At 43.0% G+C, this 25,956-nt stretch carries 23 protein-coding genes; 10 read left to right on the top strand and 13 right to left on the bottom strand.

What is annotated here, in order from left to right:
- Window positions 1–43: 43 nt before the first annotated feature.
- Together FD724_RS25840 and FD724_RS25845 are read right to left on the bottom strand one after the other, a co-directional pair.
- A complete protein-coding gene (locus FD724_RS25840; RefSeq protein ID WP_179074562.1) occupies window positions 44–1,411 on the bottom strand; it encodes an NAD-dependent succinate-semialdehyde dehydrogenase in 1,368 nt (455 codons plus the stop codon).
- Between the two features lie 281 nt (window positions 1,412–1,692).
- Window positions 1,693–3,333: an adenylate/guanylate cyclase domain-containing protein gene (locus tag FD724_RS25845; RefSeq protein WP_179074563.1), complete on the bottom strand. Its 1,641-nt coding sequence runs from the start codon at window positions 3,331–3,333 to the stop codon at window positions 1,693–1,695.
- A 904-nt stretch (window positions 3,334–4,237) separates the two neighbouring features.
- Between FD724_RS25845 and FD724_RS25850 the strand changes: the two genes are divergently transcribed.
- A complete protein-coding gene (locus FD724_RS25850; protein ID WP_179074564.1) occupies window positions 4,238–5,431 on the top strand; it encodes a phosphotransferase in 1,194 nt (397 codons plus the stop codon).
- Window positions 5,432–5,546: 115 nt separating this feature from the next.
- On the opposite strand, the gene FD724_RS25855 is transcribed toward FD724_RS25850, so the two are convergent.
- The 4 genes from FD724_RS25855 to FD724_RS25870 form a co-directional block, all read right to left on the bottom strand.
- Window positions 5,547–6,428: a CoA-binding protein gene (locus FD724_RS25855; RefSeq protein ID WP_179074565.1), complete on the bottom strand. Its 882-nt coding sequence runs from the start codon at window positions 6,426–6,428 to the stop codon at window positions 5,547–5,549.
- Window positions 6,406–6,594 (bottom strand): hypothetical protein, encoded by a 189-nt coding sequence (locus FD724_RS25860; RefSeq protein ID WP_179071158.1) that lies wholly within the window; start codon window positions 6,592–6,594, stop codon window positions 6,406–6,408. The genes FD724_RS25855 and FD724_RS25860 overlap by 23 nt, the downstream gene beginning before the upstream one ends.
- A 91-nt stretch (window positions 6,595–6,685) precedes the next feature.
- Entirely contained in the window at window positions 6,686–7,912 is a 1,227-nt protein-coding gene (locus FD724_RS25865) for a succinate--CoA ligase subunit beta (RefSeq protein WP_179074566.1), read from the bottom strand.
- Between the two features lie 444 nt (window positions 7,913–8,356).
- Window positions 8,357–8,509: a hypothetical protein gene (locus tag FD724_RS25870; RefSeq protein WP_179074567.1), complete on the bottom strand. Its 153-nt coding sequence runs from the start codon at window positions 8,507–8,509 to the stop codon at window positions 8,357–8,359.
- 53 nt (window positions 8,510–8,562) lie between these two features.
- Here FD724_RS25870 and FD724_RS25875 point away from each other — a divergent pair, with 53 nt between their 5' ends.
- Window positions 8,563–10,308 carry a hypothetical protein gene (locus FD724_RS25875; protein ID WP_179074568.1) on the top strand — a complete coding sequence of 582 codons (1,746 nt, stop codon included), beginning with the start codon at window positions 8,563–8,565 and terminating at the stop codon, window positions 10,306–10,308.
- Between the two features lie 214 nt (window positions 10,309–10,522).
- On the opposite strand, the gene FD724_RS25880 is transcribed toward FD724_RS25875, so the two are convergent.
- Both FD724_RS25880 and mgtE read right to left on the bottom strand, forming a co-directional pair.
- Window positions 10,523–11,551, bottom strand: coding sequence for an aspartate carbamoyltransferase catalytic subunit (locus tag FD724_RS25880; RefSeq protein ID WP_179074569.1), 1,029 nt, complete (start codon window positions 11,549–11,551; stop codon window positions 10,523–10,525).
- 106 nt (window positions 11,552–11,657) lie between these two features.
- Complete coding sequence (gene mgtE, locus FD724_RS25885) at window positions 11,658–13,010, bottom strand: magnesium transporter (RefSeq protein ID WP_179074570.1); 1,353 nt, start codon at window positions 13,008–13,010, stop codon at window positions 11,658–11,660.
- 833 nt (window positions 13,011–13,843) lie between these two features.
- Here mgtE and FD724_RS25890 point away from each other — a divergent pair.
- Window positions 13,844–14,230: an IS630 transposase-related protein gene (locus FD724_RS25890; RefSeq protein ID WP_179072485.1), complete on the top strand. Its 387-nt coding sequence runs from the start codon at window positions 13,844–13,846 to the stop codon at window positions 14,228–14,230.
- Window positions 14,149–14,790 (top strand): IS630 family transposase, encoded by a 642-nt coding sequence (locus FD724_RS25895; protein ID WP_179072486.1) that lies wholly within the window; start codon window positions 14,149–14,151, stop codon window positions 14,788–14,790. Before FD724_RS25890 ends, FD724_RS25895 begins: the two co-directional genes overlap by 82 nt.
- Window positions 14,791–14,856: 66 nt before the next feature.
- Here the strand turns inward: FD724_RS25895 and FD724_RS41095 are convergent, their stop codons facing one another.
- Together FD724_RS41095 and FD724_RS41100 are read right to left on the bottom strand one after the other, a co-directional pair.
- Window positions 14,857–15,330: a TauD/TfdA family dioxygenase gene (locus tag FD724_RS41095; RefSeq protein ID WP_256874361.1), complete on the bottom strand. Its 474-nt coding sequence runs from the start codon at window positions 15,328–15,330 to the stop codon at window positions 14,857–14,859.
- Window positions 15,245–15,820, bottom strand: coding sequence for a TauD/TfdA family dioxygenase (locus FD724_RS41100; protein ID WP_256874362.1), 576 nt, complete (start codon window positions 15,818–15,820; stop codon window positions 15,245–15,247). Before FD724_RS41100 ends, FD724_RS41095 begins: the two co-directional genes overlap by 86 nt.
- A gap of 603 nt (window positions 15,821–16,423) precedes the next feature.
- Here FD724_RS41100 and FD724_RS25905 point away from each other — a divergent pair.
- The 4 genes from FD724_RS25905 to FD724_RS25920 all read left to right on the top strand — a co-directional run bounded on the left by FD724_RS25905 (window position 16,424) and on the right by FD724_RS25920 (window position 22,568).
- The gene (locus FD724_RS25905) at window positions 16,424–18,133 is read left to right on the top strand and encodes an FAD-dependent oxidoreductase (RefSeq protein ID WP_179074571.1); all 1,710 of its coding nucleotides are present in this window, start codon (window positions 16,424–16,426) and stop codon (window positions 18,131–18,133) included.
- Between the two features lie 13 nt (window positions 18,134–18,146).
- Entirely contained in the window at window positions 18,147–18,488 is a 342-nt protein-coding gene (locus FD724_RS25910) for a 4Fe-4S binding protein (protein WP_179074572.1), read from the top strand.
- Window positions 18,489–18,928: 440 nt separating this feature from the next.
- Window positions 18,929–22,135 carry a glycoside hydrolase family 15 protein gene (locus FD724_RS25915; RefSeq protein ID WP_179074573.1) on the top strand — a complete coding sequence of 1,069 codons (3,207 nt, stop codon included), beginning with the start codon at window positions 18,929–18,931 and terminating at the stop codon, window positions 22,133–22,135.
- Between the two features lie 55 nt (window positions 22,136–22,190).
- A complete protein-coding gene (locus FD724_RS25920) occupies window positions 22,191–22,568 on the top strand; it encodes a GxxExxY protein (RefSeq protein ID WP_179074574.1) in 378 nt (125 codons plus the stop codon).
- Window positions 22,569–22,695: 127 nt separating this feature from the next.
- Here the strand turns inward: FD724_RS25920 and FD724_RS25925 are convergent, their stop codons facing one another.
- Window positions 22,696–23,010 carry a YkvA family protein gene (locus FD724_RS25925; RefSeq protein WP_114083370.1) on the bottom strand — a complete coding sequence of 105 codons (315 nt, stop codon included), beginning with the start codon at window positions 23,008–23,010 and terminating at the stop codon, window positions 22,696–22,698.
- Window positions 23,011–23,374: 364 nt separating this feature from the next.
- Here FD724_RS25925 and FD724_RS25930 point away from each other — a divergent pair, with 364 nt between their 5' ends.
- Both FD724_RS25930 and FD724_RS25935 read left to right on the top strand, forming a co-directional pair.
- A complete protein-coding gene (locus FD724_RS25930; protein WP_179074575.1) occupies window positions 23,375–24,103 on the top strand; it encodes a MotA/TolQ/ExbB proton channel family protein in 729 nt (242 codons plus the stop codon).
- A gap of 39 nt (window positions 24,104–24,142) precedes the next feature.
- On the top strand, window positions 24,143–24,823 hold the full coding sequence (locus tag FD724_RS25935) for a biopolymer transporter ExbD (protein ID WP_179074576.1): 681 nt from the start codon (window positions 24,143–24,145) through the stop codon (window positions 24,821–24,823).
- A gap of 140 nt (window positions 24,824–24,963) precedes the next feature.
- Here FD724_RS25935 and FD724_RS25940 read toward each other — a convergent pair whose 3' ends face one another.
- Both FD724_RS25940 and FD724_RS25945 read right to left on the bottom strand, forming a co-directional pair.
- Window positions 24,964–25,464 carry a transposase gene (locus FD724_RS25940; RefSeq protein ID WP_179071815.1) on the bottom strand — a complete coding sequence of 167 codons (501 nt, stop codon included), beginning with the start codon at window positions 25,462–25,464 and terminating at the stop codon, window positions 24,964–24,966.
- A gap of 59 nt (window positions 25,465–25,523) precedes the next feature.
- Entirely contained in the window at window positions 25,524–25,910 is a 387-nt protein-coding gene (locus FD724_RS25945) for an IS630 transposase-related protein (RefSeq protein ID WP_179071816.1), read from the bottom strand.
- Window positions 25,911–25,956 lie beyond the last annotated feature (46 nt).

Consider the following 25,956-nt stretch of genomic DNA (forward strand, 5'->3'; position numbering starts at 1 on the left):
TTGTCCTTTGACCAATGACTAATGACCAATGACTAATGACTAATCATTTAACCCAAACGGTTTTCACATTGACAAACTCATGTATACCTTGAATGCTCAATTCTCTGCCATATCCAGAACGCTTAGTACCACCAAAGGGCAACCGAGGATCGGATTTGACCATACTGTTGATAAATACGGCACCTGCTTCGATTTCTGCAACTAAGCGATCGCATTCTTGGTCATTCGTTGTCCAAGCGCTTGCACCTAATCCAAAGGGACTGTCATTAGCGAGTTTAATGGCAGCATCGATATCAGGAACCCGGAATAACAAGGCTACTGGGCCAAAGAATTCTTCTTTTGCAATCGGTGTGTCAGGCGGGATATCTATGATAATCGTTGGCGGATAAAAGTTCCCTGGACGATCTGATAAAGGATGTCCGCCGGTGAGGACTTTACCACCACTTTTGGTAGCAGCTTGCACTTGTTGATCTAAATCCTGGAGAATACCAGGTGTTGCCAGTGGGCCTAAATCGGTATCCGGTTGCATAGGATCGCCTACTTTTAGCGCCTCGAATTTTTCTAAAAGCAATTTTTCAAATTGATCTGCGATCGCTTCTGCGACAATAAAACGTTTTGCTGCAATACATGATTGCCCGTTATTCAACATCCGTGCTGTAGTAGCTGTGACAACTGCTGTCTCTAAGTCAGCACTTTCTAACACAATAAATGGATCGCTTCCTCCCAATTCCAAAACGGTTTTTTTAATTTGTTTGCCGGCGGCGACAGCGAGGGATATGCCTGCTGGTTCGCTTCCAGTTAAGGTGGCAGCTTTTACGCGGTCATCAGCCATTAAATCGGCAACTTTCGCAGCGCCTATTAATAGAGTTTGAAACGCACCTTCAGGAAAACCCGCGCGTCGGATAATATCTTCAATTGCCAAGGCGCACTGCGGCACGTTGGAAGCGTGTTTGAGTAAGCCGACATTTCCCGCCATTAATGCTGGTGCAGCAAAGCGGAATACTTGCCAAAAGGGGAAATTCCACGGCATTACCGCGAGAATTGCACCCATTGGTTGATAACGTACAAAACTCTGGCTGGCATCAGTTTTTACACTGACATCAGCCAAAAAAGCCGGGGCGTGTTCAGCATAGTAGCGACAGACGGCGGCGCATTTTTCGACTTCTGCGATCGCAGCTTTAAATGGCTTACCCATTTCTAGAGTCATTAACTTAGCAAATTCTGCTTTGTCTTGCTCTAAAATATCAGCAGCCTTTTGTAGCCATTGCGATCGTTCAGAAAAATCAGTCTGACGATACTTTTCAAAAGTCTGATTTGCCAAATCGAGTTTAGCAACAATTTCTGTATCATTGAGCGCCTCAAAAGTTTTGAGCGTCTCCCCAGTGGCGGGATTGATGGTAGCGATCGCCATTACCTGACCTCCCGTTAAAAAATAGCTTCAGGTAGGCTTCCTAGTGTTACACAGATCAATTCTGGAAGCTACACCCAAATTTTAGTCTTTTAACCAAGAATTAGTCGCTTAATATTACAATTTTGCAATTACTTTTGGAATAAAAGATACAACTTAACTACGTATTTATCTTGGTAAATTAGTCATTAGTAATTTGTTAATTCGTTTTCCAATACCCATACCCAATACTTCTCTACGAGAGGCTGCGCCATCGACAATGACCAATGACCAATGACAAATGACTAATAGCCAATAATTGTTGGCACTTGCTGCAAATTTGTCTGATAAACCTTAACTAATCGATCAATACCTTTGAAACGATAGTCTCCCATTTCTTGGAAGTCTTCAGGTAGTGAAAGCATTTTATGAGTGGCTTGACTAATCACACATTCACTAGGGGGACAAACTGCTTCCATCCGAGCAGCAAGATTAATCGTCGCGCCTAATGCCGTATAATCTACCCTTTGGGAACTACCGACATCTCCCACAACAGCCTTACCGCTATTGATAGCAATCCGTAATTGCAGGGGTTCGTGCCAAAAACCATTGGCATTTAAATGTTCGAGACGAGTGAGCATTCCTTTGGCAGCAGTAACAGCGCGATCGGCGTGATCTGCTTGCGGTTCTGGAGCCCCAAAAAATGCCATAATACAATCGCCAATATATTTATCTAAAGTGCCGCCGCAAGTAAACACTTCTTTTAGCATTTCTTCAAATAAATTATTTAATAGTTGAGCGATCGCAGTTGGTGTTAACCGTTCAGAAATTGCTGTAAAACCTACTAAATCTGCAAATAAGATACTGATTTCGCTCTCGGCTGGTGCTAAACGACCACCCGGTAATCCGCCTACAGAAATCAACTGCTGCACAACTGCTGGAGAATGATAGCGTTCTAATCGGTGACGAATCATCTCTTCAGTTTTGAGTTTCTCTACCAATAGCCAACGCTGCACACTCGAAGCTACAAGGTTTGCTAAAGCCGAAAAAAAGCTGAGTTCTTCTTCGCCTTCATTTGCCCAATGGTAAGAAGAAAGATTGGCATCGGCATAGAGTACGCCTACAACTTTATTTTCATCCCATAAAGGCACTGCCATCGCGCTACGAATGCCTTTGACTAAAATACTCTGTTCACTAGCAAACCGTTCATCCTGATGGGTATCGGCGGTTTGAATCACAACTTTTTCGTCAAATACCTTTTGACAGATACTCCGACTGATCCAACTTCCATCTGAGGGTAGATGTTTTTGTTGGGAAATATTTCTCGTAGCAGCGTTCACTAACTCTAATTGACCGCAACCATTAACATCAATTAATAGTGCCAAGCGATCAATACTATCAAGGTAACGAAAAACTACTTGCTGCACTTGAGAAAAAATTTCTTCTATAGATGCCGCTGCACAGAGATTTTTCGCTATGTCCACTAAGTCTTTGAGACGGGCAATGGTTTTGTCCTTATTGCTGATATTCCCATCCTTGCTATCAGCTGCAATCCATTGCTGTTGTAATTGTTCGACATTGTGCAGAATTGTTCTCTGCTCATTATTTTCCGAACTTGCGTGATACTCAGATATCGATTGAGCAACAGCGCTTGTGAGCATTACTACCAGGCTAACATTGCCCAACCAAACGATATCACCATGATGCAACTCTTGGGGACAGTTAATCAGATATTTATTGACTTGCGTCCCGTTTTTGCTGCCCAGATCCTCAATAGTCCACACACCGTCTGCTGTTTTCATCAGGCGAGCATGGTTGCGGGAGACTCCAGCAAAAGGTAAGTACAAGTTACATTCCGGCAAACGACCAATTGTGAATATACCTTGATCGACTGCGATCGTTGTCTCCGTATCTCCCTCTTTTAGGCGTAGCGTGAGTTCAGTCATGAATGTGATCCATCAAAGCTAGAGGTGCAAGCAACTCTCAGGTAAGTTCTACCCTATAGGTTAACCTTCGCCTTTTCTTTATGACACTGTTAACTGCATTCCGACAACTGTATGTGACAGATATTACATTGAATCAGGCTATTTTGCTGGAGGTTTGTAGGATTTCCGCAAAATATCTGTCAAACTCTCGTTTCTCCGTGTCGTGCTAGTCGCTACAACGCAGAGGCTAGCGTCAAAAGGATTTCCCCTATGAGCTACTGATTTAATTGGGCGGTAATTCTAAACTAATGTGCTTCTCCCCTGGCTGGACAGTACTTTCAGGCTTGGGTTTCAATCATACTACTCAATCGCTACTCAAAAGCACCATCTTTAACCACATTTTTCGCGATCGCAAGCAACCATCGCCCTAATCAAATGCTACTCATTCATTAGTGCCCATGTGGACTAAATATAATGTGACGAAAAGGGAATTTCGCAATGCCGCACCTGAATCCTTTACACAAGAGTCATTTTTTACCCCCAAGAGACTGTCATGCCCAAACGCAAACACATATCTGCAATTGTACTTATCTTAACGTGAGTTCGATGAACCTCTCCCTCCCAGCCTCCCTCTCCGAAACGGAAAGCGAGGAGCAACGAAAAATTCAGCTTTTTGCTCCCCTCTCCGTGTCGGAGAGGGGTTGGGGGAGAGGTCAAATAAGACTTGTCGAACTCACGTTATCTTAATTTTAAGTTTGGTGTTTGTATGGTTCTTGGAAACTTTTGGTGATGATGAAAGATGGACTTACACTAAACGCTGTAGGGACAATTGATGAATTGCTCATACCTGAAAATCAGAGTTTTGGCTATTGTTTGCGTAAGTCCTCATCAAGTAGTCGATGAAATTTTATAAAGTATTGATTCAATGAATTCACCTTCCGCGCATCCGCTAATTGATGAAGTGACATTAACGACCGTTGTCTGTCATATACTCGACAGTAAAACTGCCACTTTGGGCGAATGGCACTCCGAAGCGATCGCTCACCATATTGTTAATAACGTTACAGCCGGTTTGCAGCGCATTACTGGTATTGCTAACAATGGCAGCGAACAATTATCTTGGTCGGTAATTCTGAAGATTTTGCACCTACAACCAGAAAATGCTGGCTCTATTTTCAATTCCTCTCAAGACCCCACACACTGGAATTACTGGCAGCGTGAGGCGTTGATATATACGTCAGGAATCCTCAATAATTGGACTGGCGACTTAGTAGCCCCCCGTTGTTTCGCGATTACAGAACCGTCTCCTAATGTCGTCTGGCTGTGGCTGGAGGATATTCAGGGTAGTCCTGGCACCACTTGGACTCTGGAGCGCTTTGGTGTAGTGGCTCATCACCTTGGCTATTTACAAGGAAGCTATGTAATGGCGCAATCATTGCCTTCTGAGCCTTGGCTGAGTCGTGACTGGCATCGAGCATGGGTATCCAATATTGATAGGGCTGCTTTAGAAGCGTTGCGAGAACCTGCTATATGGCAGCACCCACTACTAAAACAGATATTTTCCCCAGATATCGGCGATCGCGTCATGGGCTTGTGGAGCGATCGCCATATCCTTCTCGATGCTGTGGACAAAGCACCCCATACACTCTGCCACTTTGATATTACGCCCAACAACTTGTTTTCTCGACGTAACGCAGATGGCAATGACCAGACTGTTCTCATCGATTGGTCTTTTGTTGGCTATGGTGTCTTGGGAGAAGACATCATAAATTTGGTGCTGGACAGCGTTTTCTTGTTGTTCGTCGATGGTTCATCACTGATACTCTTGGAAAAACTTGTGCTTGAGGGTTACTTAACGGGGTTACGTTCTGCTGGGTGGAATGGGGATGAACGTGTGCTGCGCTTTACTTATGCTGCTTTAGCGGCACTTCATTTTGGTCTAATCGCAGGGAGGTTATTAAAGCTAGTGCAAAATGAATCTCGTCACAACTGGCTAGAGCAACGCTTTGGGCGAACTTTTGACGAGATTATCACATCAAGAGCGATCGCTATTACTCATGGATTAAAACTGGCAGACGAAGCCAGATTATTGCTTCCTTCGCTTTTTGTAATTAAGTAAGTTGGCGTTAAAAAAACTAATTATGTTACGAAACGTAAATATGCTTAAAACCCTTACCAATGACAAAGGACAAATGACAGCCTTAGCCAGTTAGCTTTAATTTCGCCGACCTAACTTAATTAATTTCCTTTCTCAATAATTCTGGAATCTGAGAAGGGCGTTCAGCTACTGGAACTTCTGCTTCTTTTAAAGCGGCTAATTTACTTTGGGCTGTGCCAAAGTTAGGATCGCGTCCGATAACCGTTGCTAAAGTCCCAGTTTGCCGCCAACTTTTTCCTGGTGGCGCTTGTCTACCTGCAATGTAGGCAATTACTGGTTTATCAATTGCTTCAGCAATATACCGGGCTGCTGCTTCTTCACTACCACCACCTGGTTGACCGACTAAAACGATCGCCTCTGTAGTTTCATCCTCATCCAGAATTTGCAACCATTGGAGAAAGGAGGAACCAACGATCGCATCACTACCAATACTGACACTAATCGACTGCCCCAAACCTGCTTTTGTTAATTCGTAAGCAACTTCGTAGGTGAGAGTGCTACTACGACTAACGATTCCCACTGCCCCAGGAGTATAAAACTCACTAGGTTGAGTGCCTAAAAGAATTTTTCCCGGCACAATGATCCCCGGACTGTTAGGCCCAATTACCAAAGTCTCACAGGCTTCGGCTTTGCGGAGTAATTGCACCATATCCAAAGGTGGCACGCCAGCAGTGATAATAATGATCTGGCTAATATGAGATGCGATCGCTTCTAATGCAGCATCTAAAACGTCGTAAGGATCTACACAGATAATTGTTGTGTCAATTACCCCAAATTGTTTTATTACCTCCTCTACTAAGTCAAATACTGGCAGTCCATGCAGTTCCTGTCCGCCACATCCCGGATTGACACCTGCTACCAAATTCGTACCATAAGCTTGCATTTGAGCAACATGAGTGCCTGATATAAATTCACAAAAGCCTTGAATTATTACTTTACTTTCTGGCGTTAGGTTCATAAAAAATTACCGTAAGTTTGACAACCCAGTGAGTTAAGCCACAGGAGGCAGGGGGAGGGGGTAGAGGAGTGTGGGGAGTGTGGGGAGTGTGGGGGGTAAGACTTCTTCCCCATCCTCCCACACCTCCCACACCTCCCACACTTCCCACACCCCTTGGATTTCTCACAAGTGAGAAATCCAGGCTAATGCCCAATTCCCAACAATATATTTACGTGGTAAAAATTAATAATTTTTGATTTGGAACAAAATCACAGTCACTACTTTTTATTAGCAGTTGGTTTAGCAAGACGGACTGCTGCCGCTACAGCCTCATCTAAATTTTCTACCACGAGTAGCGCATCGCTATGGGTTTTTAGTGTTGCTAGATATTTTCTAGCAGCATTAAATTCAGAACCAGCAAGACGGACAACTAAGGGTGTAAAATTCTGTACTTGACGACTTTTACTACCATTAGAACGTACAACTTGTGATTCAAGTTCGCTGTTGTCTTGCTGTACAACTCTGGCTATAACTTCAACCACTTCCTCTGTTTGAGGAATGCTACCCAGAAAGTTTATTAGTATTACTTGAATGCTTTTGTCAGCTTCTAGGATTTTCAGACCTGTCTCTAGGCGATCGCGGAAGGTAGTTGGTGTCGTATCTGTGAGGAAAGCATGACGTAGATTTAAACAAACACCTGGATTGCCACCAGCATTGGCGACTAAATCCAAAGTTGCCATCACTGAACCAGTACCATTACCTAAAATACCGATTTTACCGTGCATTTTTACGCCATCCCAGTCACCTAAAATACCATTAATTTCAGTACTGGTATGACGGCTGATAATTTTTGCAGCCATCTCAGCTAGGTCTGGATGACGCTTGATTGCCCGTTCATTGATCCTGACTTTACCATTAAGAGCCATAACTTGACCATTAGCACTGACTGCCAAGGGATTTATTTCGACTAAATCCAGGTCTTTTTGCACAAATAAATGGTACATCTTCTCCAAAACGCTGCTTACCGACTGCATCAGCGTCCCTTGTAAACCCATTTTCAAAGCCAGTCTTCGGGCATAAAATGGCGAAAATTCCTGTTCCACGACGACATGGTGCATTTTTTCCCCAGCAGATTCCCAATCGATGTCTGCTTCTTTACAACCTAAAAGTACTGGTCGGCAGACAGCAGTATCTAAAACCACCGCTAGATAAAATTCCTGGTTCGCGTCGTATTGGGATTCTGCCAGCACCACTTCTGGCAATTCGCCCCATATTGGTAGACTAAAAATATTTTGAGCAGCTGCGATCGCATCAATTGTCGTTTCGGCAAACCTGACCCCACCCGCTTTTGCCCGCTCTGCTCCATGTACTTGAGATTTCAGTACAATCGGAAAGCGAATTTTTAAACGTTTCAAATCTGTAGGATGGTCAATCCGTTGGGAGGGCAAGACCGGAATGCCTATCTTCCCAAACCATTCTTTAACTTGATACTCTAATAAATCCATTGATACACCTTGTATTGACACTTTCCAAGCTTTTAGTGAATGCTGTTTTAATATTTTGCAGCACTTTTATTTAAAAATTAAGCTTTTGGCAGCTATAAAAATTTCTTTTTCTACGTATCAATTTTATCGAACCCAGCAAATGAGGCATATTAATTTTGATAGCTAACCTGTTTGTGCCAGAGCCACAACAGGTAATTAATCTCCTCAGTAAGTTTCCCAGCATAGAAGATAACTACCATTTCTGTCAAAACCCTCTGACCTAGCACTGTTTCCTTAACCTTTGGATAAAATTTTCACAACTGCTCTGCAACCAAAATTTTACAGAATAGTAGCTACTCTAAATTTAACTGTCGCAAAATAATGCAGTGAAAATACTCAAAATTCCTATTATTCCCATTTTTTATTTGTAATTTATATCTGAAGACAGATTATTTAATTTTGCATCTAGTAGCGTGAAAATGTAGCGCCGCGAACAATAATTGCTTTTTTAATTTTTGGTGAAAAGTCAGAATTTGTGTTAGAAAGTTGGTCGTTCAGATTTTCAGGCTGTGGTTGGTTAAATTGTGCATTTGCATTCAACAAAACTAAAAAGTTCATTTCATCCTCTTAAAAATAATCAAAACAATATAGAAGTTAAGCGGGAAAGCTCTATGAAAGTAGCAGTCCAGCACGAAGATTTACAGCTTTTAGCCAAGACTTTGCAGGAACAATTGCTTGTAGAAGTCTCATCGGCTGAAGTCTTCGAGGTTAAGTGTGCCGTCAATAAAGACGGATTAATGATTTTAACGCAACATGAATCAGATGTAATAGCTGACACTCAGACAATCTTTGCAGTCATTGAGGAAGTACTTCAGTCTCTAGCACCCCATAGAGAGCAGCGAGTGCAATGTTTCCTCAGAGTTTCTGGTGAACAACTCCCTTATGCCAAATGTTTTCTACCCCTGAAGCAGACGGGGGGATGGGGAGATGAGGAAGTAGGGGGAGCAGAGGGGCAATACTTTTCTCCCATGTCTTCATCTGCTTTGACTTATTCTCCATCACTTGATGAGACAGAGGAAGAGGAACTGTTTGATCCGTTTGCAGATGCGCCGAATTTGCCGACTTCAAAAGCATTCGCAATCAAACCCATGCTGCTGGGTGTAGCCTTAGCGGGAATTGTCGTCTTAGGCAGTGGTGCTTACTTCTTGACTCGCCCTTGTGTAATGTCGGAGTGTAAAGAAATACAAAATGCCGAGCGATTAAAAACAAAATCTCCACAATTGATACGCCGTGCTAAGTCTGAACAAGAATTAGTAGCCGTACAACAGCAACTTGCGGCAGCTAGTACAGCCTTGAATGTAATTCCTAGTTGGTCGCCTCGTTCCCAGGTATCAGAAGAACTAAAAGCAAGTTTGTCTGGACGATCAGAAAAAATCAACCAGGTAGTCAAGGCTTTGCAGACAGGATCTTTGGCGACACAAAAAGTTCAAACTCCTGCATCTAGCCTAGAGGAATTACAAGCTAGACAACATTTATGGCGACAGGCTATAGCACCACTAGAAACTATAAGTCCCGACAGTGAACTCTATGGGCTAGTGCAAGGGAAATTGATTAATTATCGAGTTCGTTTGCACGCTGTAAATCAGCAGATATTTACTGAGGAAAAATGGCTAAAAAAATTAACAGCAGCAAAAGCTGTAGCTAGTGCTGCCGAAAAGCAAGAAGGTATTGCTAAATCTTTGAATGATTGGCAAAAGGTGCGGTCTACTTGGCTGGTGGCGATTAATGCTTTGAATAGTATTCCCTTAACTAGCCCTAGATACCAAGAAGCTGAAAAGCTGTTGGTAGATTATAAACCTAAACTGATGGCGGCACGCGATCGCGCGACTAAGGAACAATTAGCTGTTAAAACCTACCAACAAGTTCTTAGCACCGCCAAGCAAGCCAAGCTTTATGAGCGACAAAACCAATGGCAAGCAGCCGCTACATACTGGGAGCAGGCTTTACAAACTGTTAAAAAAATTTCCCAAGATAGCTTGTACTACAATCAAGCTCAGTCCCTCATCGAACCCTATTCAACAGCCCTTAAACAAGCACAAGAAAAAATACAAGTTGTTAGTAGTTTGCAACAAACCCGCACTGATTTGGATAAAACCTGTATTAATGAAATTCAGATTTGTACCTTTAGCATAGACAATGCAGGAATCATTGTCCGTTTAACTTCTGAGTATGACCAAGTAAGACAAAATAACTTGGCTAATCCTTATTCTGAGAATTCTAGTACTGCTGTTGATATTACCAATCACTTGCAAATCTTACGAGAAGCTCTAGCTGTAATTAGTGACAATGCCAACCTGTCCCTTATCCTTTATGATTCTAAAGACCAGGTAATTTATACTCGGACTTTGGGTGGGTAAAATCTGCCAATTATCAGAAAAATGGGTTTAAAACCTCGTGCTTCCAGCACGGATTTAAAGTAATGAGTAATGAGTAATGAGTGGATGAAAAATGGGTATTTACTAATTACTTATTACTAATTACTTATTACTAATTACTTATTACTTATTACTCCTTCTTAAGAGTGCGTTCACGGCGGTGAGGATGTCAACAGGTGAAAATGTATTGTCAAAATTAAGCTTTGCCGCTACCTAATAAATATAGTAGCGCCATGCGAACGGCGATACCGCTAGTAACTTGCGATTGAATAAGACTAAATTCTGGATCATCCATCAATTCAGAACTAATTTCAACACCACGGTTAACGGGGCCTGGATGCAAAACTTTAACATTAGGTTTACAAAGTTGCAATTTTGTACGTGTAATGCCAAATAGCTGATGATATTCTCGCAAACTTGGTAGTAAATGAGCCGTCATACGCTCTTTTTGTAGGCGCAGAGTCATCACAAAGTCGGCATCTTGTAAAGCTGGTTCTAGCTGCCAATGTAGAAAAAGTGGCGGAGTGGGGAAGTGGGGGGATAACTCCTGACTTCTGACTCCTAATTCTTCAGAGATGTACTCGGCAAATAATTTGGGTAAGAGGGTTGGTGGTGCTGCCAGATGGACTTCGGCCCCACTGGCAATTAAACTCCAAATATTCGATCGCGCCACACGAGAATGAAGAATATCTCCAACAATGGCAATCTTTTTCCCCTTTAAAAGTTCCAGTCGGGGGCTAGCTGGGTCAATTAGAGTAGTTATGGTAAATAAATCTAGCAGTGCTTGGGAAGGATGCTCATGTTGACCATCACCAGCATTAAGGACACTAACTCGTACACCTAAACGATCCATTTCAGCTGCGATCGCATTTGGTACTCCAGCCTCTCGATGGCGGACTACCATAATATCAGTTCCCATAGCCAAATAAGTCTTCGCCGTGTCGAGAATTGTTTCTCCCTTAGTCATCGAAGATGTAGCGGCGGCGAAGTTGAGCGTATCTGCACTTAAGCGTTTCGCCGCGAGTTCAAAACTGCTGCGAGTACGCGTAGAAGATTCAAAAAATAAATTCGCCACCACCTGTCCCTGCAAAGTTGGCACTTTTTTCGTCCGCCGCGATAGCACCTCTTGAAAACTGGCAGCAGTTTGCAAAACTGTATCGTATTCAGTGGTAGTGAAGTCGGCTAGGGAAAGAATGTGATGACGATTCCAGGTGGTAGTAGGCATATTTGAGGACTGGGGACTGGGGACTGGTGATTGGGAACTGGAGGACTGGGGGAGATAAGGGAGAAGTAATCAATGCCCAATGCCCAATGCCCCATTCCCAATCCTTTCAAGTTGGTAAATGGAAAACGTTTAAAGCTAGAGAAATTAAGCTGAGGAACGTTAAAAATCCAATTGTATCTAGCATTGTAGTCACTAACGGGCCACTAACCAAAGCAGGGTCAAGCTTCAGCCGTGTCAAACCCATTGGCAATAAAGTACCGAGTGTAACAGCCACAATTGTATTAGTTGCCATTACCATTCCGGCAATTAAAGCCACCCATCGTTCTTGGGGCCGCGCCCAAATTAAGGAAAGCAGGATCATTGTTGTGGCTAAAGCTAGGGCTGTACCTAAACCAGCTAGAAGTTCCTTGCGGAGAATTTTCAAGGTATCTTTGGGTGTTACCTCACCCACCCCTAAGCCGCGAATTGTCACCGTTAATGATTGAATACCAACAGTGCCACCAGTGTTAGAAAAAATCGGCATGATTACTGCTAAAACTGGCACTGCGGCAATTACAGATTGAAAAGGCGCGATCGCACTGGCTGCACCAATATACATGGCCATGATGCCCAATAGCCAAGGCAAGCGGTTGCGGATCGTGAGTAAGGGAGAGGATAAAGCCGCTTCATCACCACTCACACCCGCCAGTTTTTGAATATCTTCTGTGGCTTCTTCTTCCAAAATATCCATGACATCATCAATGGTGACGATGCCTACCAATCGGTCTTCCCGATCAACAACCGGGATAGCGATTAAGTCGTAGCGCTGCATGATTCGCGCCACTTCTTCTTGAGGGGTTTCAGTTCTAACTTTGATGACGCGATCGCTAGAAATATCTTTGATGAAAACATCGGGAAAGGTAAATAGCAACTGGCGCAGTGAAACTACTCTTACCAGCGTCCGGTTATCATCAGTGACGTAGGCGTAGTAAATCGACTCTTTGTCTTCATCCTGACGGCGGATTTTACTTAGAGCTTCACCTACAGTTAATCCTTGCCGCAACCGAACATATTCGGTTGTCATCACCCGTCCAGCAGTGCCTTCTGGATAACCGAGAATCGTTGCTGTTGCTTGCCTTTGTTCTGGACTCAGTTCTTGCAATAGCCGTTTGATTACCCCAGCAGGTAATTCATCAAACAATTCTGCCCGTTCGTCGGGACTCATTGCTTCTACAAGTTGCACTACTTGGACATCATGGAGAGAATTAATTAGTTCTTCCTGCACCTCTGTAGGCAGATATTCAAATACATCGATTGCCTGACCTTTGTTGAGTAAACGGAATGCGATCGCGCGTTGTTTTTCAGGCAATTGTGTAATGTAATCTCCCACATCCACAGGTTGCAAGCGATTTAAATCCCACTTCAACTGGTTTAAATCGGTAGTATCAGTCAGCAAATCACGAATATCTTGTGTGAGCATGAGATATATCTCCTAAGTCTCCCCCGCGCTGGGAGACTTCCTCGCCAGCTCAGAGGAGGTTGATACTGCCATCTGGTGGACTATTGCCCATAAAATTTCAACAATTCAATATCGATATCTAAATCAAGGCATTGCTAGTCATCATCCTAACCTGGAATCGCACTCTCAGGTAGACACCGAATATTAGCATTCAGCATCTATAATATTTCTGACTAATTTAATTGCCCTAAATTTTAGGTAATTTCTGTGTACTTAAAGTAGATTTTACTACTGCTAGAAGCTATGTCAAGCCAATAAAGGAATTTACTCGCAAAATTCACAGAGTCAAAATATTTACAAACTTAATAAGTAGTCTTTTATATCAAGCAACTTCATGCATAGTTACCTGGACAAAATTGAAGAATTCTGTTTGGATAAAGGCTGATATACAAGTAATATAATCCACGGCAATCAAAAAAAAGATTCTATCGAACAGAATTCAGGAGTCAGGAGTCAGAATTCAGAATGAATTCTGTGCGAGTGGCGGATAGCGCAGCGTAAAGCCTTCTCTACGAGAGGCTGCGCCAACGGCATGGCTTCGCTTAAAGCGAGTCCACGAGCGTCTGAATAGCCGGGTTTAAGACCCCCACTAAATCTACGATTTGGTGGTCTTTAATCAGTCGCGGGTCTGAATCCCCGACTGATTTATTCTGACTCCTGAATTCTGACTTCTGAATTCTTCTTCAATATTCTATTAAATGCTGGTGGATATACAAAAAAATCTATTTAGGAACTTCAATACAGCACTTCCGTCTGTTATAAGGTACACTAGATTAAAATATAAATATTTTTAAATGAAGTCATACTCTGTCGATTTTCGAGAAAAAATAGTTGCGGCACATCTTCAGAAAAACATCTCAATCAGAAAAGTAGCTAATATATTTTCCGTCTCAAAGAGTTTAGTCCAAAAGCTTGTAAAACAACAAAAAGTTGAAGGAAATTTACAATGCAAGCCACGAGGAAAGCCACAATTTAGTCATCTAACAAATGCTGACATAGAGTTGAGAGAATTAGTTGAATCACATCCTGATGCAACATTGATAGAGTTGTGTGAATTATTCGCAGATAAGACTGGTAATTGGGTAGGTCGTAGTGCAATGTGTCGGGCGTTACAGAAATTAGGATTAAATCGGAAAAAAAAACAAAGCGGAGTACCCAAGCAGGCACGGAGAAAGTCCTGAATTTAAGATTAGATTTTTGGGAAAAGGTCAAACATATAGAGCCAGAAAATTTAGTATTTTTGGACGAAACTGGCGTTTTACTTGGTTTAACAAGGACTCATGCCCGTTCACAAATGGGAACAAGAGCTTACTCTCTTAACCCCTTCTATCGGGGATCAAAAGTTACAGTAATTGGAGCAATTAGTATTAAAAAAGTAGTTGCATTAATGACAATGAATAATTCAATGGATGGCGAAGCTTTTGAATTATTTATTGAGAAGTTTCTAGTGCCAGAGTTATGGTCAGGAGCAGTGGTAGTTATGGATAATTTATCCGCACATAAAATCGATTCAATTGTGCCAATGATTGAAGCTGTCGGCGCTTCAGTTATTTGTTTATCCCCATATTCTCCCGATTTTAATCCAATTGAATTATGGTGGTCACAACTTAAATCTTTTTTACGCAGTTTTGCTCCAACTACAACAGAAATGGTTGATAAACTAATATCAGTTGCACTCGACTTAATAAATCCTCAACATTTAAGAAACTGGTTTGCTAATTGCTGCTACTGTACCTCATAACAGCCGGAACTGCTGTAATGGGCTGCGTCAGGCAGATGCACGCAGCCCGGTTTAGTATTTTGTGGTTTACGAAAGTACTGGTTGTGCTTCCAGATTTTGGGCTTTTTGCTTGAAGACGGTTGGTACTTCTGCGCTGAACGCCTCACCTTGAACCACTTCTGAGCGGAAACCATCAACGCCAACTGGAACATCGCCAGTAATGGTGGTGCGATAGAGGAGACGCTCGACATCCAAATGATCTAAATCTTGAGGAGCCAAATGCACTGTGGCGCGGTTGTCCCAGAAGGCGATATCACCATTGTTCCAACGGAAACGAGTGGTGTAAGCAGGCTTGGTGATTTGGTTGAAGAACAATTCCAGCAGCAGGTTGCTCTCTTGTGGTGACACGTCAACAATGTGCGAGGTAAAGCCAGGGTTAACGAACAACGCACGCTCACCAGTCTCAGGATGAACCCTAACAACTGGGTGGATTGAGACTAGTGGATTGACAGCAATACGCTCGGTGAACTTGCTGTTGCGGGGCTGATGCCTTACCTCCATTGAAGCGATGTTCAGCTTTCAATGTGTCTGCTAGCGCCCGTAAAGGTGCTGACAAACCCTCATAAGCTGCAACTAGATTACTCCACTGGGTGTCACCACCGAAGCTAGGAACATTAACTGCACGCAAAATTGACGCTGCTGGTGGGTTAATTGCCGCAGTCACGTCTGTGTGCCAGGGGCCTCCACTGCGGAAACCATATTGCTTTTCATAGAGCCTACGGTCTACGGGTTTGATCTGCGGAAATCCCGCAACTGGTTCAGGCTCTCCAAGTGGATGTGCGAAAGTCACTTCGCCAAAACGAGATGTGAACTCAACCTGGGCAGCATGATCGATGTTCTGACCACGAAAGAACACAACTTTCCACTTCAATAGTGCTTTGCGAATTTCTTTGACTTCATCATCATTCAGAGGACGCGAAAGATCCACGCCGCTGATTTCAGCACCAATGAAACCAGCTACTTGTTTGACTTCAATATGCTTGTAGCCCATGTAGACTCTCCAAAGTTTGATTTATAAGGTGGTGTCCGCACTCGTCCTTTTCTTTTGGAATATTGCTATCCACTACAAGCAATATTCCAAAGGAAGCGGTCGTAGTTTTTAGAATCATACACTAAATCGATCGAATTACCGTAGTATAATGCAAATATATTTTTAGACTGCTGAAATAACAGGAAGTTCATAGCGTCTCATTTGTTAAAGATGCGTGCGTGCTGCCAGCTTATCTACATAGCACTCTACTAAGTCTGGTCATGGTGATATTGGTGTGAGCCGATATGTCATTACCCCTCACGAGAATGGAAACTTTTACCACAGTTCCAACCGGATAAGATATTAATTCGTAATACTTAATGTTTGTAAAGCTAATAATTAGTGTATCATGTGAACTGTAATTTGCCTTACACATTCTTTGTATAGATTATGCAAACTCTATCTACTGCATAAGTATTTATCACGAACTGCGTACACCAGGACGGATGAAAAAGGGACTGGTACAGCAAAGCGGAATTCAAAATTAAAGAACTCTTAGGGACTGAGTTAAGAAATCAGCACACTGCTCAAAGTCCCTCTAACAGAACTTTTCCAAGTCAAAGTATGAAGTTGACTGCCAAAAAGGAGGACAAAGAATTGCTAACAGCCTATAGCGAAAATGAACTGCAATTAACTGCCGACGTGCTGGTAATTGGTGGCGGCCCTGCCGCAGCATGGGCAGCATGGGCAGCCGCATCAGAAGGTGTCAAAGTAATCATTGTTGATAAAGGTTTTCTGGGTACGAGCGGTGCAGCTGCTGCCAGTGGTAATGGCATCATGGCTCCTTCTCCAGAAAATTGGGACAAAGTTTTATGGGAGCGTTATCGCGTAGGAAAAAACCTAGCTAACTTACGTTGGATCGAGCGTGTCATCGAAAAAACTTGGCTCAGTTTGCCTCTAGTTGAAAAGTGGGGCTATCGTTTTCCCAAAGAAAATGGGGAATCCATACGCCAGAGTTATTATGGCCCCGAATATATGCGGGTACTTCGCAAGAATCTATTGCGTGTGGGTGTTCAGATTCTTGACCAAAGTCCTGCTCTAGAGCTTTTATTGGCTGATGACGGCTCAGTGGCTGGAGCAAGAGGTGTGCAGAGACAAAATCATCGTACCTATACTGTTCGCGCTGGTGCAGTAGTCCTGGCCAATGGTGGTTGTGCATTCTTGAGTAAAGCATTAGGGTGCAATACCAATACAGGTGATGGAATGCTGATGGCAGTAGAAGCTGGTGGTGAACTCTCCAGTATGGAAGCTTCTAATCACTATGCCATCTCGACAGCTTTTAATGCCACAGTAACAAGGGGTGTTCCCTTTGGCTGGGCTAGTTACAGCGATGAAGCAGGTAATGATCTTGGTGGCTATGTCAATGGTCGTCGCGATCCATCATTTCTTCCCAATGCCCTCCTGAAAGGCTCCGTTTATGCTCGTTTGGATCGAGCTACACCTGAAGTCAAGGCGGTGATTGAAAAGTCTCATTTCATATCTTTTTTACCCTATAAAAAAGCTGGCATTGACCCCTATACAGAACGAGTGCCTGTAACACTGATTTTAGAAGGTACAGTCCGTGGTACGGGTGGAATTCGGATTGTGAATGATAGTTGCGGTACAAAGGTTCCTGGCCTCTACGCCGCCGGTGATGCTGCATCGCGGGAGTTTTTAGCAGGTTTAGCTTCTGGGGGTGGTGGTCCCAATGCGGCCTGGGCAATCTCTACAGGGCAATGGGCTGGAGTTGGCGCGGCTGAATTTGCGAAGAGTCTTGGCGCTCATCTTCATGAACGGGTGGTGCATCCTGCTGGTCAAGCCGGATTGCGTAGCCCATCACAGTCTCCCACTTCTGAAACATTCGATAGCGAGGCGATCGTGCGCGGTGTACAAGCGCAGATGTTCCCCTTAGAGAAGAATTACTTGCGCTGTGAGCAAGGACTTTTGGATTCCCTCGCCAAATTAGAAACGTTGTGGCAGCAGGTAAAGACGAACCCGAAACAAGATACAGTGCGCGATGTGGAATTTTCTCGGCGAGCGGCTGCTCTCACAGCTGTAGCACGATGGGCATATTTTAGTGCTTTACATCGCACGGAAACCCGCAGCGAACATATTCGTATGGACTATCCCGAAACCGATCCAAATCAGCGTTATTATCAGGCAACCGGCGGCTTAGATCGTCTATGGGTGAGGCGTGATTGGCTAACGGATGCCATCGCCTACGACGAGCAGAACGCGATCGCTACAGTACCAGTACCAACCACTCAAACCACACCCTCTGTATCAAAGTTGTAGCAGGAGCAGTATCATGATCGAGCTTGTCAGTCATAAACTCTGTATCAATTGCAATCTGTGCGTCCAAGTATGTCCTACCAATGTTTTTGAGTCCGTATCTAACCAACCACCCGCGATCGCTCGACAAGAAGACTGTCAAACTTGTTTCATGTGTGAGGCTTATTGTCCTGCGGATGCACTCTATGTTGCGCCCCAATCTCATACCAATGTTGCAGTCAATGAGGATGATTTAATTGAAAGTGGCATCATGGGTGAATATCGTCGCATCTTGGGTTGGGGGTATGGCAGAAAAAACAATAGTGAATTGGATGCTGCTCATCAACTGCGCCAATTGCCGCGCCCCTATCAAAGTTAATTTGAGTGTTTAATTGAGTGTGGTAGCGACCTCAATTAATCGAAAACCTGCAAGTCACACCAATAACTGCTTCTTTTAGATGCCCTATCTTACTAGTACCAACAACGGTAATTGATGCTAGTAAGATAGGGCAATTTGTCTTGGTTTAACGCCGCGTTTTTGAGCTAATTCTACGACTGGATCAACGATCGCACTGCCCCAAAAAGACCCCCAGTAATAAGCTTCGCCATCTTAAGTATAAAACAGCCTAAGTAAATCGTATTTTAGTTTGCGATCGCTAAAATTAAGTACCCAGAGGCGTATTAACAAGAGATAATAATAAACTCACACCACCCTTAGCTGTTGTCCCATCAACCATTACAGAAATTATTCTGGCTTGGTTTAGGTAATTCACTTGACAGTCACAGGGTCGAATTTTGCAAGTTGTTCTGAACCAAACCATGAAAACATCTACCAAATTGCTAACTCGCCTGGACTATTACTACCAGCAAATCAAGACAATTATCCTGGCTCGGCAGAATCCGATTACTGGTTTACTACCTGCGAGTACAGCGATTACAGCCCACGGCGATTATACAGATGCCTGGGTGCGAGACAACGTTTACAGCATTTTGGCAGTTTGGGGTTTAGGACTTGCATACCGCAAGATTGACGACGATAAGGGACGCACTTATGAACTAGAACACAGTGTCATCAAACTGATGCGCGGGTTGCTATTTGCGATGATGCGACAGGCTCATAAAGTAGAGACATTTAAACATACTCAGTCGCTACTAGATGGACTACACGCCAAATACAATACCGCAACCGGTGACATTGTTGTTGGTGATGACGAATGGGGACATTTGCAACTTGATGCCACATCTATATTTTTGCTGATGTTGGCGCAAATGACGGCTGCTGGATTGCCAATAATTTATACAATTGATGAAGTAAATTTCGTCCAAAATTTGGTTTATTACATTGGACGAGCTTACCGTACACCAGATTACGGTATTTGGGAACGTGGTAATAAAATTAATCGTGGTAGTGCTGAGTTAAATGCCAGTTCCGTAGGCATGGCAAAAGCTGCTTTAGAAGCTATCAACGGGCTGGATTTGTTTGGTGTGCGTGGTAGTCAAGCATCGGTGATTCATGTGCTACCAGATGAAATCGCCCGCGCTCGAATTACTTTAGAATCACTATTACCGAGAGAATCTGGTTCCAAAGAAATTGATGCGGCGCTGTTAAGTATTATTAGTTATCCTGCCTTTGCAGTGGAAGATTTGGAGCTACGCGATCGCACTTTAAACGATATTATCAATAAACTCGCAGGTAAATACGGCTGCAAACGCTTTCTGCGTGATGGACACCAAACGGTTTTAGAAGATAATCAGCGCTTGCACTACGAACCGTGGGAACTCAAGCAATTTGAGCATATTGAATGCGAATGGCCGTTATTTTTCACTTATTTAGTTTTAGATGGATTATTTTGCGGTGAGCAAGAACAAGTTAAAAAGTACCAAGAACTTTTAGAATCATTACTTATAGAACAAGATGGTTTGCGTCTACTGCCAGAACTATATTATGTCCCAGCCGAAAACATAGAAGCAGAAAAGTTAGCACCCCAAACGCAACCACGTTTACCCAATGAAAATATCCCTTTGGTGTGGGCGCAGAGTTTATATTTTCTTAGTCAAATGTTGAGTGAAGGGTTACTAGCAGTTGGTGATATCGACCCTTTGGGAAGACATTTGTGTGTGGGTAAACAGCGCGAATCTTTGGTACAAATTGCCTTGCTAGCAGAAGATGAAGATTTACAGAAAAAACTAGAAGTTCATGGGATTGAAACACAAACGCCTACCCAAGTAGAACCGATTCAGGTGAGAAAAGCTGGAGAATTCTCAGCTATTTATACCCAAATTGGCCGTAATGACAAACTTGGTTTAACTGGGCGGCCAGTACGACGGCTGCGGAGTTTAACAACATCTAGAATCTTTCGGATTAGCGGTGAAACAATTGTATTTTTGCCTTCATTCTCAGACTCTCAACAATTTTACTTAACCCTTGATTACCATTTTCTGTTAGATCAAATTAGAAGCGAACTAGCTTACATCCAAAAATATTGGAGCGATTTAGGTCGTCCTACTTTGACTTTAATGTTGACGCACACCATGTTAGAAAGTGGTTCGGAAGCATTACTAGAACTGATGCAAGAACTAAAAGATGGTGTTTGTAACAGTGTGCGGGTGAAATTAGGGCGGCTAAATCAGCTAATGCTGACGGCTGGAATTCAAAGAATTGATTTTCTTCCTAATGCAGAATTCTCGCGATCGCCAGTGAGAAATGCTGGCCCACGTTGCTATTATTTGGCTTATCATCCTGAGAAAAACTGGCGCTTAGGGCATACTCAAGAATTTCAGATGGAGTATGAAACCAATTTCGGATTATTACTTTCTTCTTTGCGTGCTTCAGAGAATATCTACGAACAAATTGAGTTACTGCAAACTTTAACTCGCTTGCAAGGCATGAACTTTGATACGGGGTATGGCGGCCCAGGATATCCTGTAACCGTAGCCGATTTACTCGATGAAGTGTATACCAAAGCTGGAGATTTAGGTATTTGGGCAGTGGTACGTCGGGCTGCGGGGTTAAGGCAAATGGTTGATATCAGCCTATCAGATGCAGTGACAAGTATTTTGGTGCGAGGTAAGCAAATTGCTGTGGGTAAAGCTTACAGTGAAGCGTCCTTGATTAGCGTACCCATGTCACATGATGAAATTGCCGATAAAATTAATCATTTTTGTCGTGAAGATATACGCGATCGCGTCCTAACTCAAGAAATTTTAATCTATCTTGGTATCTTAATTCGCTCAGAATCCGAACTATTCCAGGGATTACTCACGCTGAGAGTCGGCTATCTCATCTTATTGATCACCAGCGAACTAGCGCGGGAATTACACGTTACTCAAGATGAAGCTTACGATTACTTAATGCAACTTTCACCCTTTGAAGTCAAAATGCGCTTGCGTCAGGTACTGACTGGATATACTGGCATGAGTAACCTGTTGCGTCAGCAAGAATCACTACACGTCAAGCAAAAAGAAAGTGATATTGCTTGGGTGGTGTTACCAGGAATCGCTGAAGAAATAGAAGTCCCACCAGGTGGTTGGCGGCGGTTTCGTCAAGCCGAAGGTGCGACGGGACGCGTACCAAAAGACTTTTTCAAGCAGGTTTGGCTATTAATGCAACATTGCAAGGGTCTAGTAATTGGGGATAAACTAGAGCGCCGCAATCGTTTAGATAGTGAGATAATGTTGTCCGAGATGACAGCAGGGGAAAGGAATTTTGCTCTCTTGGTTGAGCATTTGCTGAATAAAATCGAAGCTCCAGAATACCGCCAAGTTAATATTGAAGCATTAATCGAATTAGGAGCGATCGCAGCTAATAATCCCAAGCTGCAAATCGAAGAATATATTGTGTTAGATGTGTTGATTGGACACGCGGTGCGATTGGCATGGCTAGAAAATCATAGTCAACGCAGCGATCGCTATGATGAGGATAAGGCGAGTGCGTGGCGATCGTTTTACAATACTTCTCCTAGAGATTGCGCTAGTTATATCTTGAAGGCGTTTAGGTTCTTGACGGAATTTGTGAAGGATTTTTAAACGCATAGGCGCTTCGCCTTCCCGCAGGGTAGGGGCGCGGAGGGAAACGCAGAGGATGAGAGAGAATGAGTTGAGTGGGGTGATTATTGGGTGTGCGATGAGGGTGCATACTGCTTTGGGACCTGGTTTGTTGGAGTCGGCTTATGAGGAGTGTTTGAATTATGAGTTGAACAAAGCCGGGTTGAATGTTGGTAAGCAAATTCCATTGCCTTTGGTTTACCAAGATGTGCAATTAGAATGCGTTTATCGATTAGATTTGATAGTCGAAAACAAAGTAATTGTAGAGATTAAATCTGTAGAATCTTTCCACCCGATTCACTCAGTTCAACTTCTAACCTATCTCAAACTAGCAAACTGCAAACTAGGTCTTCTCCTCAACTTTAACGTCCTCCACCTCAAAGAAGCCATTAAACGCGTAGCCAACAACCTCTAACTCCCCCTCTCACTCCCTCTCATCCTCCGCGAACCTCCGCGCCCCTACCCTGCGGGAAGGCGAAGCGCCTATGCGTTAAAAAAAATATCCCCCACCTCAAATTCCAAAAGCAGGGGTTTTATTAAAACTACTTAACAGAAACAGCATCAACATCAATAGTGCTTGCACTTGAGGTAGAACCCTCAGTAGTATTAGGCACTTCATTATCCACATCACCCTTACGAGCCTTCCAGCCCTCAATTACTAGCCCAGACACCTCAGAAACTAGCAGAGTCAAAAGGAAAACATCATCAATCTGTCCCACAACGGGTATAAAATCTGGGAGAACATCAAATGGGCTGACCAAATAGACTAACGTTCCTAAAATAACCCACCAACGGTACTTGGGGTTACGGAGTACATCGCGATACCAGGTGTAAAGTGATTGGATTGAAAATTTCATATTTTGAACCTCCAGTTATCTTTAATTTTGACAAATAATCCTAAAAATTCCCGGTGGGAATAACCGTCCTAGTTAGTCGAGAAGACGCTACTCCTAATCTGTCATCAAAAACCTATTTTGTAATTATCCATAAGAGTTTAATACCGCAAGGGTTTGACAAATTAGACAGTGATTGTATTAATTCGGGATTATGCAACCCAGCAGCAAGTTTGTCCACCAGTCGAAGTCCAATACCCCATGCTTACACTATCTTTTTAGCTTTTCGAGAAATTTATATTTTGGAAGTCCCTCATTTTGCATTAATCTCTAGAATTAAAATGCCTTAGCACATTTGCTCTAGTCATGGAGGGAGGAAACTTAAACAGTGGATATTTTAGATTTATTTTATAAGGGCGGGCCAGCGATGTGGCCTTTACTTGTCCTGTCGATTCTATCTTTGAGTGTGATTTTTGAGCGTCTGTGGTTCTGGTTGCGAATTTTGACTCAGGAAAAGCAAATAGTTGATCGCATTCTGGATGCAGCCCAAGATAATTGGCAAGAAGCTGCTGACATTGCCAAACAAGCAAGCCATCAACCTGTCGGGCGTTTTCTCTATGCCCCCTTACGTTTTCCAAAAACTGATGTGGAAACCTTTCGACTAGCACTTGAGGCTACAGCAGAAGATGAATTGGCTGGAATGCGGCGGGGCGAAAAGCTTTTAGAAGCTGTGATTGCCCTCGCGCCCCTGCTGGGATTATTGGGTACTGTTTTAGGTTTAATTCATTCTCTGCGCTCAATTCGGATTGGCGATTTGGGAACTGAATCTACTGCCGGGGTGACTACTGGTATTGGTGAATCCTTAATTAGTACGGCAACTGGGTTAATAGTTGCCATTATTAGCTTGGTATTTTATCGCCTATTTCAAAGTTTTGTAGTCAACCAAGTCAAAGTTTTTCGGAAAGCAGGGAATGAGATGGAATTACTCTACCGCCAGTCTCCCCCTGATTTTAGTAATATTACATCACCAATTGTCCGGGAAAATTTCACTCCACCCCGCAAGCCAGGAAAGACTAGGTTGCCTGAACCTCCTGAACCCCCGAATTTACCTAATTAGTCAAGAATTAAACCCCAAGCAGGCGATTAAATTGAGAAAATGAAAGTTAATCTACATACCCCAATTGAAGAAGTCCAAATTCAAATCATCCCTTTAATTGATGTCGTTTTTTGTATCCTGACGTTTTTTTTGTTGGCGGCTTTACAATTTACACGGCAACAGGCAATAAATGTCGATTTGCCCAAAGCCAGCCCAAGTACAGTATCTGCAATAACATCACAGAGCGGAAGTCTGATTGTAACTATCGATGCCGTTGGCAATACTTACATAGAAAAACAGCCTGTAAAACGCGACGATTTGGGAGCGAGACTAAAACAGTATCTCCAAGCAAACCCCAGTGCTATTGTGGTGCTAAATGCTTCGCGGACAGCCACTTACAATGATGTAATTGAGACATTGGATTTGCTACGGCAAGTAGGAGGCGATCGCGTTTCTTTAGGAATTATTCCTGGCCCATCTCAACCACCCACAAACTCACTCAACCAACCTAATATTCCCTCTTTCCCAGTCAATCCTGGTATAGCACCAGTTCCAGGCATTAATCCAGAAGGGAATATTACCCCTAAATTTCCCTTAGCACCTAATTCCGTACCCTTACCTGGTGTAAGTCAGCCTCCAACCGGGCAAGGCATCAGTCCTATAAATCCTGGTATTTCCAACCCACCAGCATCCCAAGCCCCTGTAGCACCCAAACAAACGCAACCACCTCTTAAAAGGTGAAATAGGGAGCAGAGGGGCAGAGAGGCAGAGGGGCAGAGGGACAGGGGGACAAGGGGACAAGGGGACAAGGGGGAATTATTGAATAAGTCTCTCTCCTGCTCCCCCTCTTCCTTGTCTCTTCTTTACAGCACTTCCGGCTGTTATGAGGTACAGTAGCAGCAATTAGCAAACCAGTTTCTTAAATGTTGAGGATTTATTAAGTCGAGTGCAACTGATATTAGTTTATCAACCATTTCTGTTGTAGTTGGAGCAAAACTGCGTAAGAAAGATTTGAGTTGTGACCACCATAATTCAATTGGATTAAAATCGGGAGAATATGGGGATAAACAAAGAACTGAAGCGCCGACAGCTTCAATCATTGGCACAATTGAATCGAGTTTATGCGCGGATAAATTATCCATCACTACGACTGCTCCTGACCATAACTCTGGTACTAAAAACTTCTCAATAAATACATCATTTGCAACGCCATCCATTGAATTATTCATTGTCATTAATGCGACTACTTTTTTAATACTAATTGCTCCAATTACTGTAACTTTTGATACCCGATAGAAGGGGTTAAGAGAGTAAGCTCTTGTTCCAATTTGTGAACGGGCATGAGTCCTTGTTAAACCAAGTAGAACGCCAGTTTCGTCCAAAAATACTAAATTTTCTGGCTCTATATGTTTGACCTTTTCCCAAAAATCTAATCTTAAATTCAGGACTCTCTCCGTGCCTGCTTGGGTACTCCGCTTTGTTTTTTTTTCCGATTTAATCCTAATTTCTGTAACGCACGACACATTGCACTTCGACCTACGAAATTGCCAGTCTTGTCTGCAAATAATTCACACAATTCTATTAATGTTGCATCTGGATGTGATGCAACTAATTCTGTCAACTCTATGTCAGCATTTGTTAGATGACTAAATTGTGGCTTTCCTCGCGGCTTGGATTGTAAATTTCCTTCAACTTTTTGTTGTTTTACAAGCTTTTGGACTAAACTATTTGAGACGGAAAATATATTAGCTACTTTCCTGATTGAGATGTTTTTCTGAAGATGTGCCGCAACTATTTTTTCTCGAAGCTCGACAGAGTATGACTTCATTTAAAAGTATTTATATTTTAATCTAGTGTACCTTATAACAGACGGA

Origin of the sequence: Nostoc sp. C057 (assembly GCF_013393925.1) — a bacterium.
GTDB lineage: Bacteria > Cyanobacteriota > Cyanobacteriia > Cyanobacteriales > Nostocaceae > Nostoc > Nostoc muscorum_A.

Bases quoted from the DNA above. Each gene is read 5' to 3' on its own strand.
- FD724_RS25910 (WP_179074572.1), top strand. From the start codon at position 18,147: ATGATCGAGCTTGTCAGTCATAAACTCTGTATCAATTGCAATCTGTGC.
- FD724_RS41100 (WP_256874362.1), bottom strand. From the start codon at position 15,820: ATGGGCTACAAGCATATTGAAGTCAAACAAGTAGCTGGTTTCATTGGT.
- FD724_RS25935 (WP_179074576.1), top strand. From the start codon at position 24,143: ATGAAAGTTAATCTACATACCCCAATTGAAGAAGTCCAAATTCAAATC.
- FD724_RS25925 (WP_114083370.1), bottom strand. From the start codon at position 23,010: ATGAAATTTTCAATCCAATCACTTTACACCTGGTATCGCGATGTACTC.
- FD724_RS25915 (WP_179074573.1), top strand. From the start codon at position 18,929: ATGAAAACATCTACCAAATTGCTAACTCGCCTGGACTATTACTACCAG.
- FD724_RS25945 (WP_179071816.1), bottom strand. From the start codon at position 25,910: ATGAAGTCATACTCTGTCGAGCTTCGAGAAAAAATAGTTGCGGCACAT.
- mgtE (WP_179074570.1), bottom strand. From the start codon at position 13,010: ATGCTCACACAAGATATTCGTGATTTGCTGACTGATACTACCGATTTA.
- FD724_RS25920 (WP_179074574.1), top strand. From the start codon at position 22,191: ATGAGAGAGAATGAGTTGAGTGGGGTGATTATTGGGTGTGCGATGAGG.
- FD724_RS41095 (WP_256874361.1), bottom strand. From the start codon at position 15,330: ATGGAGGTAAGGCATCAGCCCCGCAACAGCAAGTTCACCGAGCGTATT.
- FD724_RS25880 (WP_179074569.1), bottom strand. From the start codon at position 11,551: ATGCCTACTACCACCTGGAATCGTCATCACATTCTTTCCCTAGCCGAC.
- FD724_RS25840 (WP_179074562.1), bottom strand. From the start codon at position 1,411: ATGGCGATCGCTACCATCAATCCCGCCACTGGGGAGACGCTCAAAACT.
- FD724_RS25850 (WP_179074564.1), top strand. From the start codon at position 4,238: ATGAATTCACCTTCCGCGCATCCGCTAATTGATGAAGTGACATTAACG.
- FD724_RS25890 (WP_179072485.1), top strand. From the start codon at position 13,844: ATGAAGTCATACTCTGTCGATTTTCGAGAAAAAATAGTTGCGGCACAT.
- FD724_RS25855 (WP_179074565.1), bottom strand. From the start codon at position 6,428: ATGAACCTAACGCCAGAAAGTAAAGTAATAATTCAAGGCTTTTGTGAA.
- FD724_RS25870 (WP_179074567.1), bottom strand. From the start codon at position 8,509: ATGAACTTTTTAGTTTTGTTGAATGCAAATGCACAATTTAACCAACCA.
- FD724_RS25845 (WP_179074563.1), bottom strand. From the start codon at position 3,333: ATGACTGAACTCACGCTACGCCTAAAAGAGGGAGATACGGAGACAACG.
- FD724_RS25875 (WP_179074568.1), top strand. From the start codon at position 8,563: ATGAAAGTAGCAGTCCAGCACGAAGATTTACAGCTTTTAGCCAAGACT.
- FD724_RS25905 (WP_179074571.1), top strand. From the start codon at position 16,424: ATGAAGTTGACTGCCAAAAAGGAGGACAAAGAATTGCTAACAGCCTAT.
- FD724_RS25865 (WP_179074566.1), bottom strand. From the start codon at position 7,912: ATGGATTTATTAGAGTATCAAGTTAAAGAATGGTTTGGGAAGATAGGC.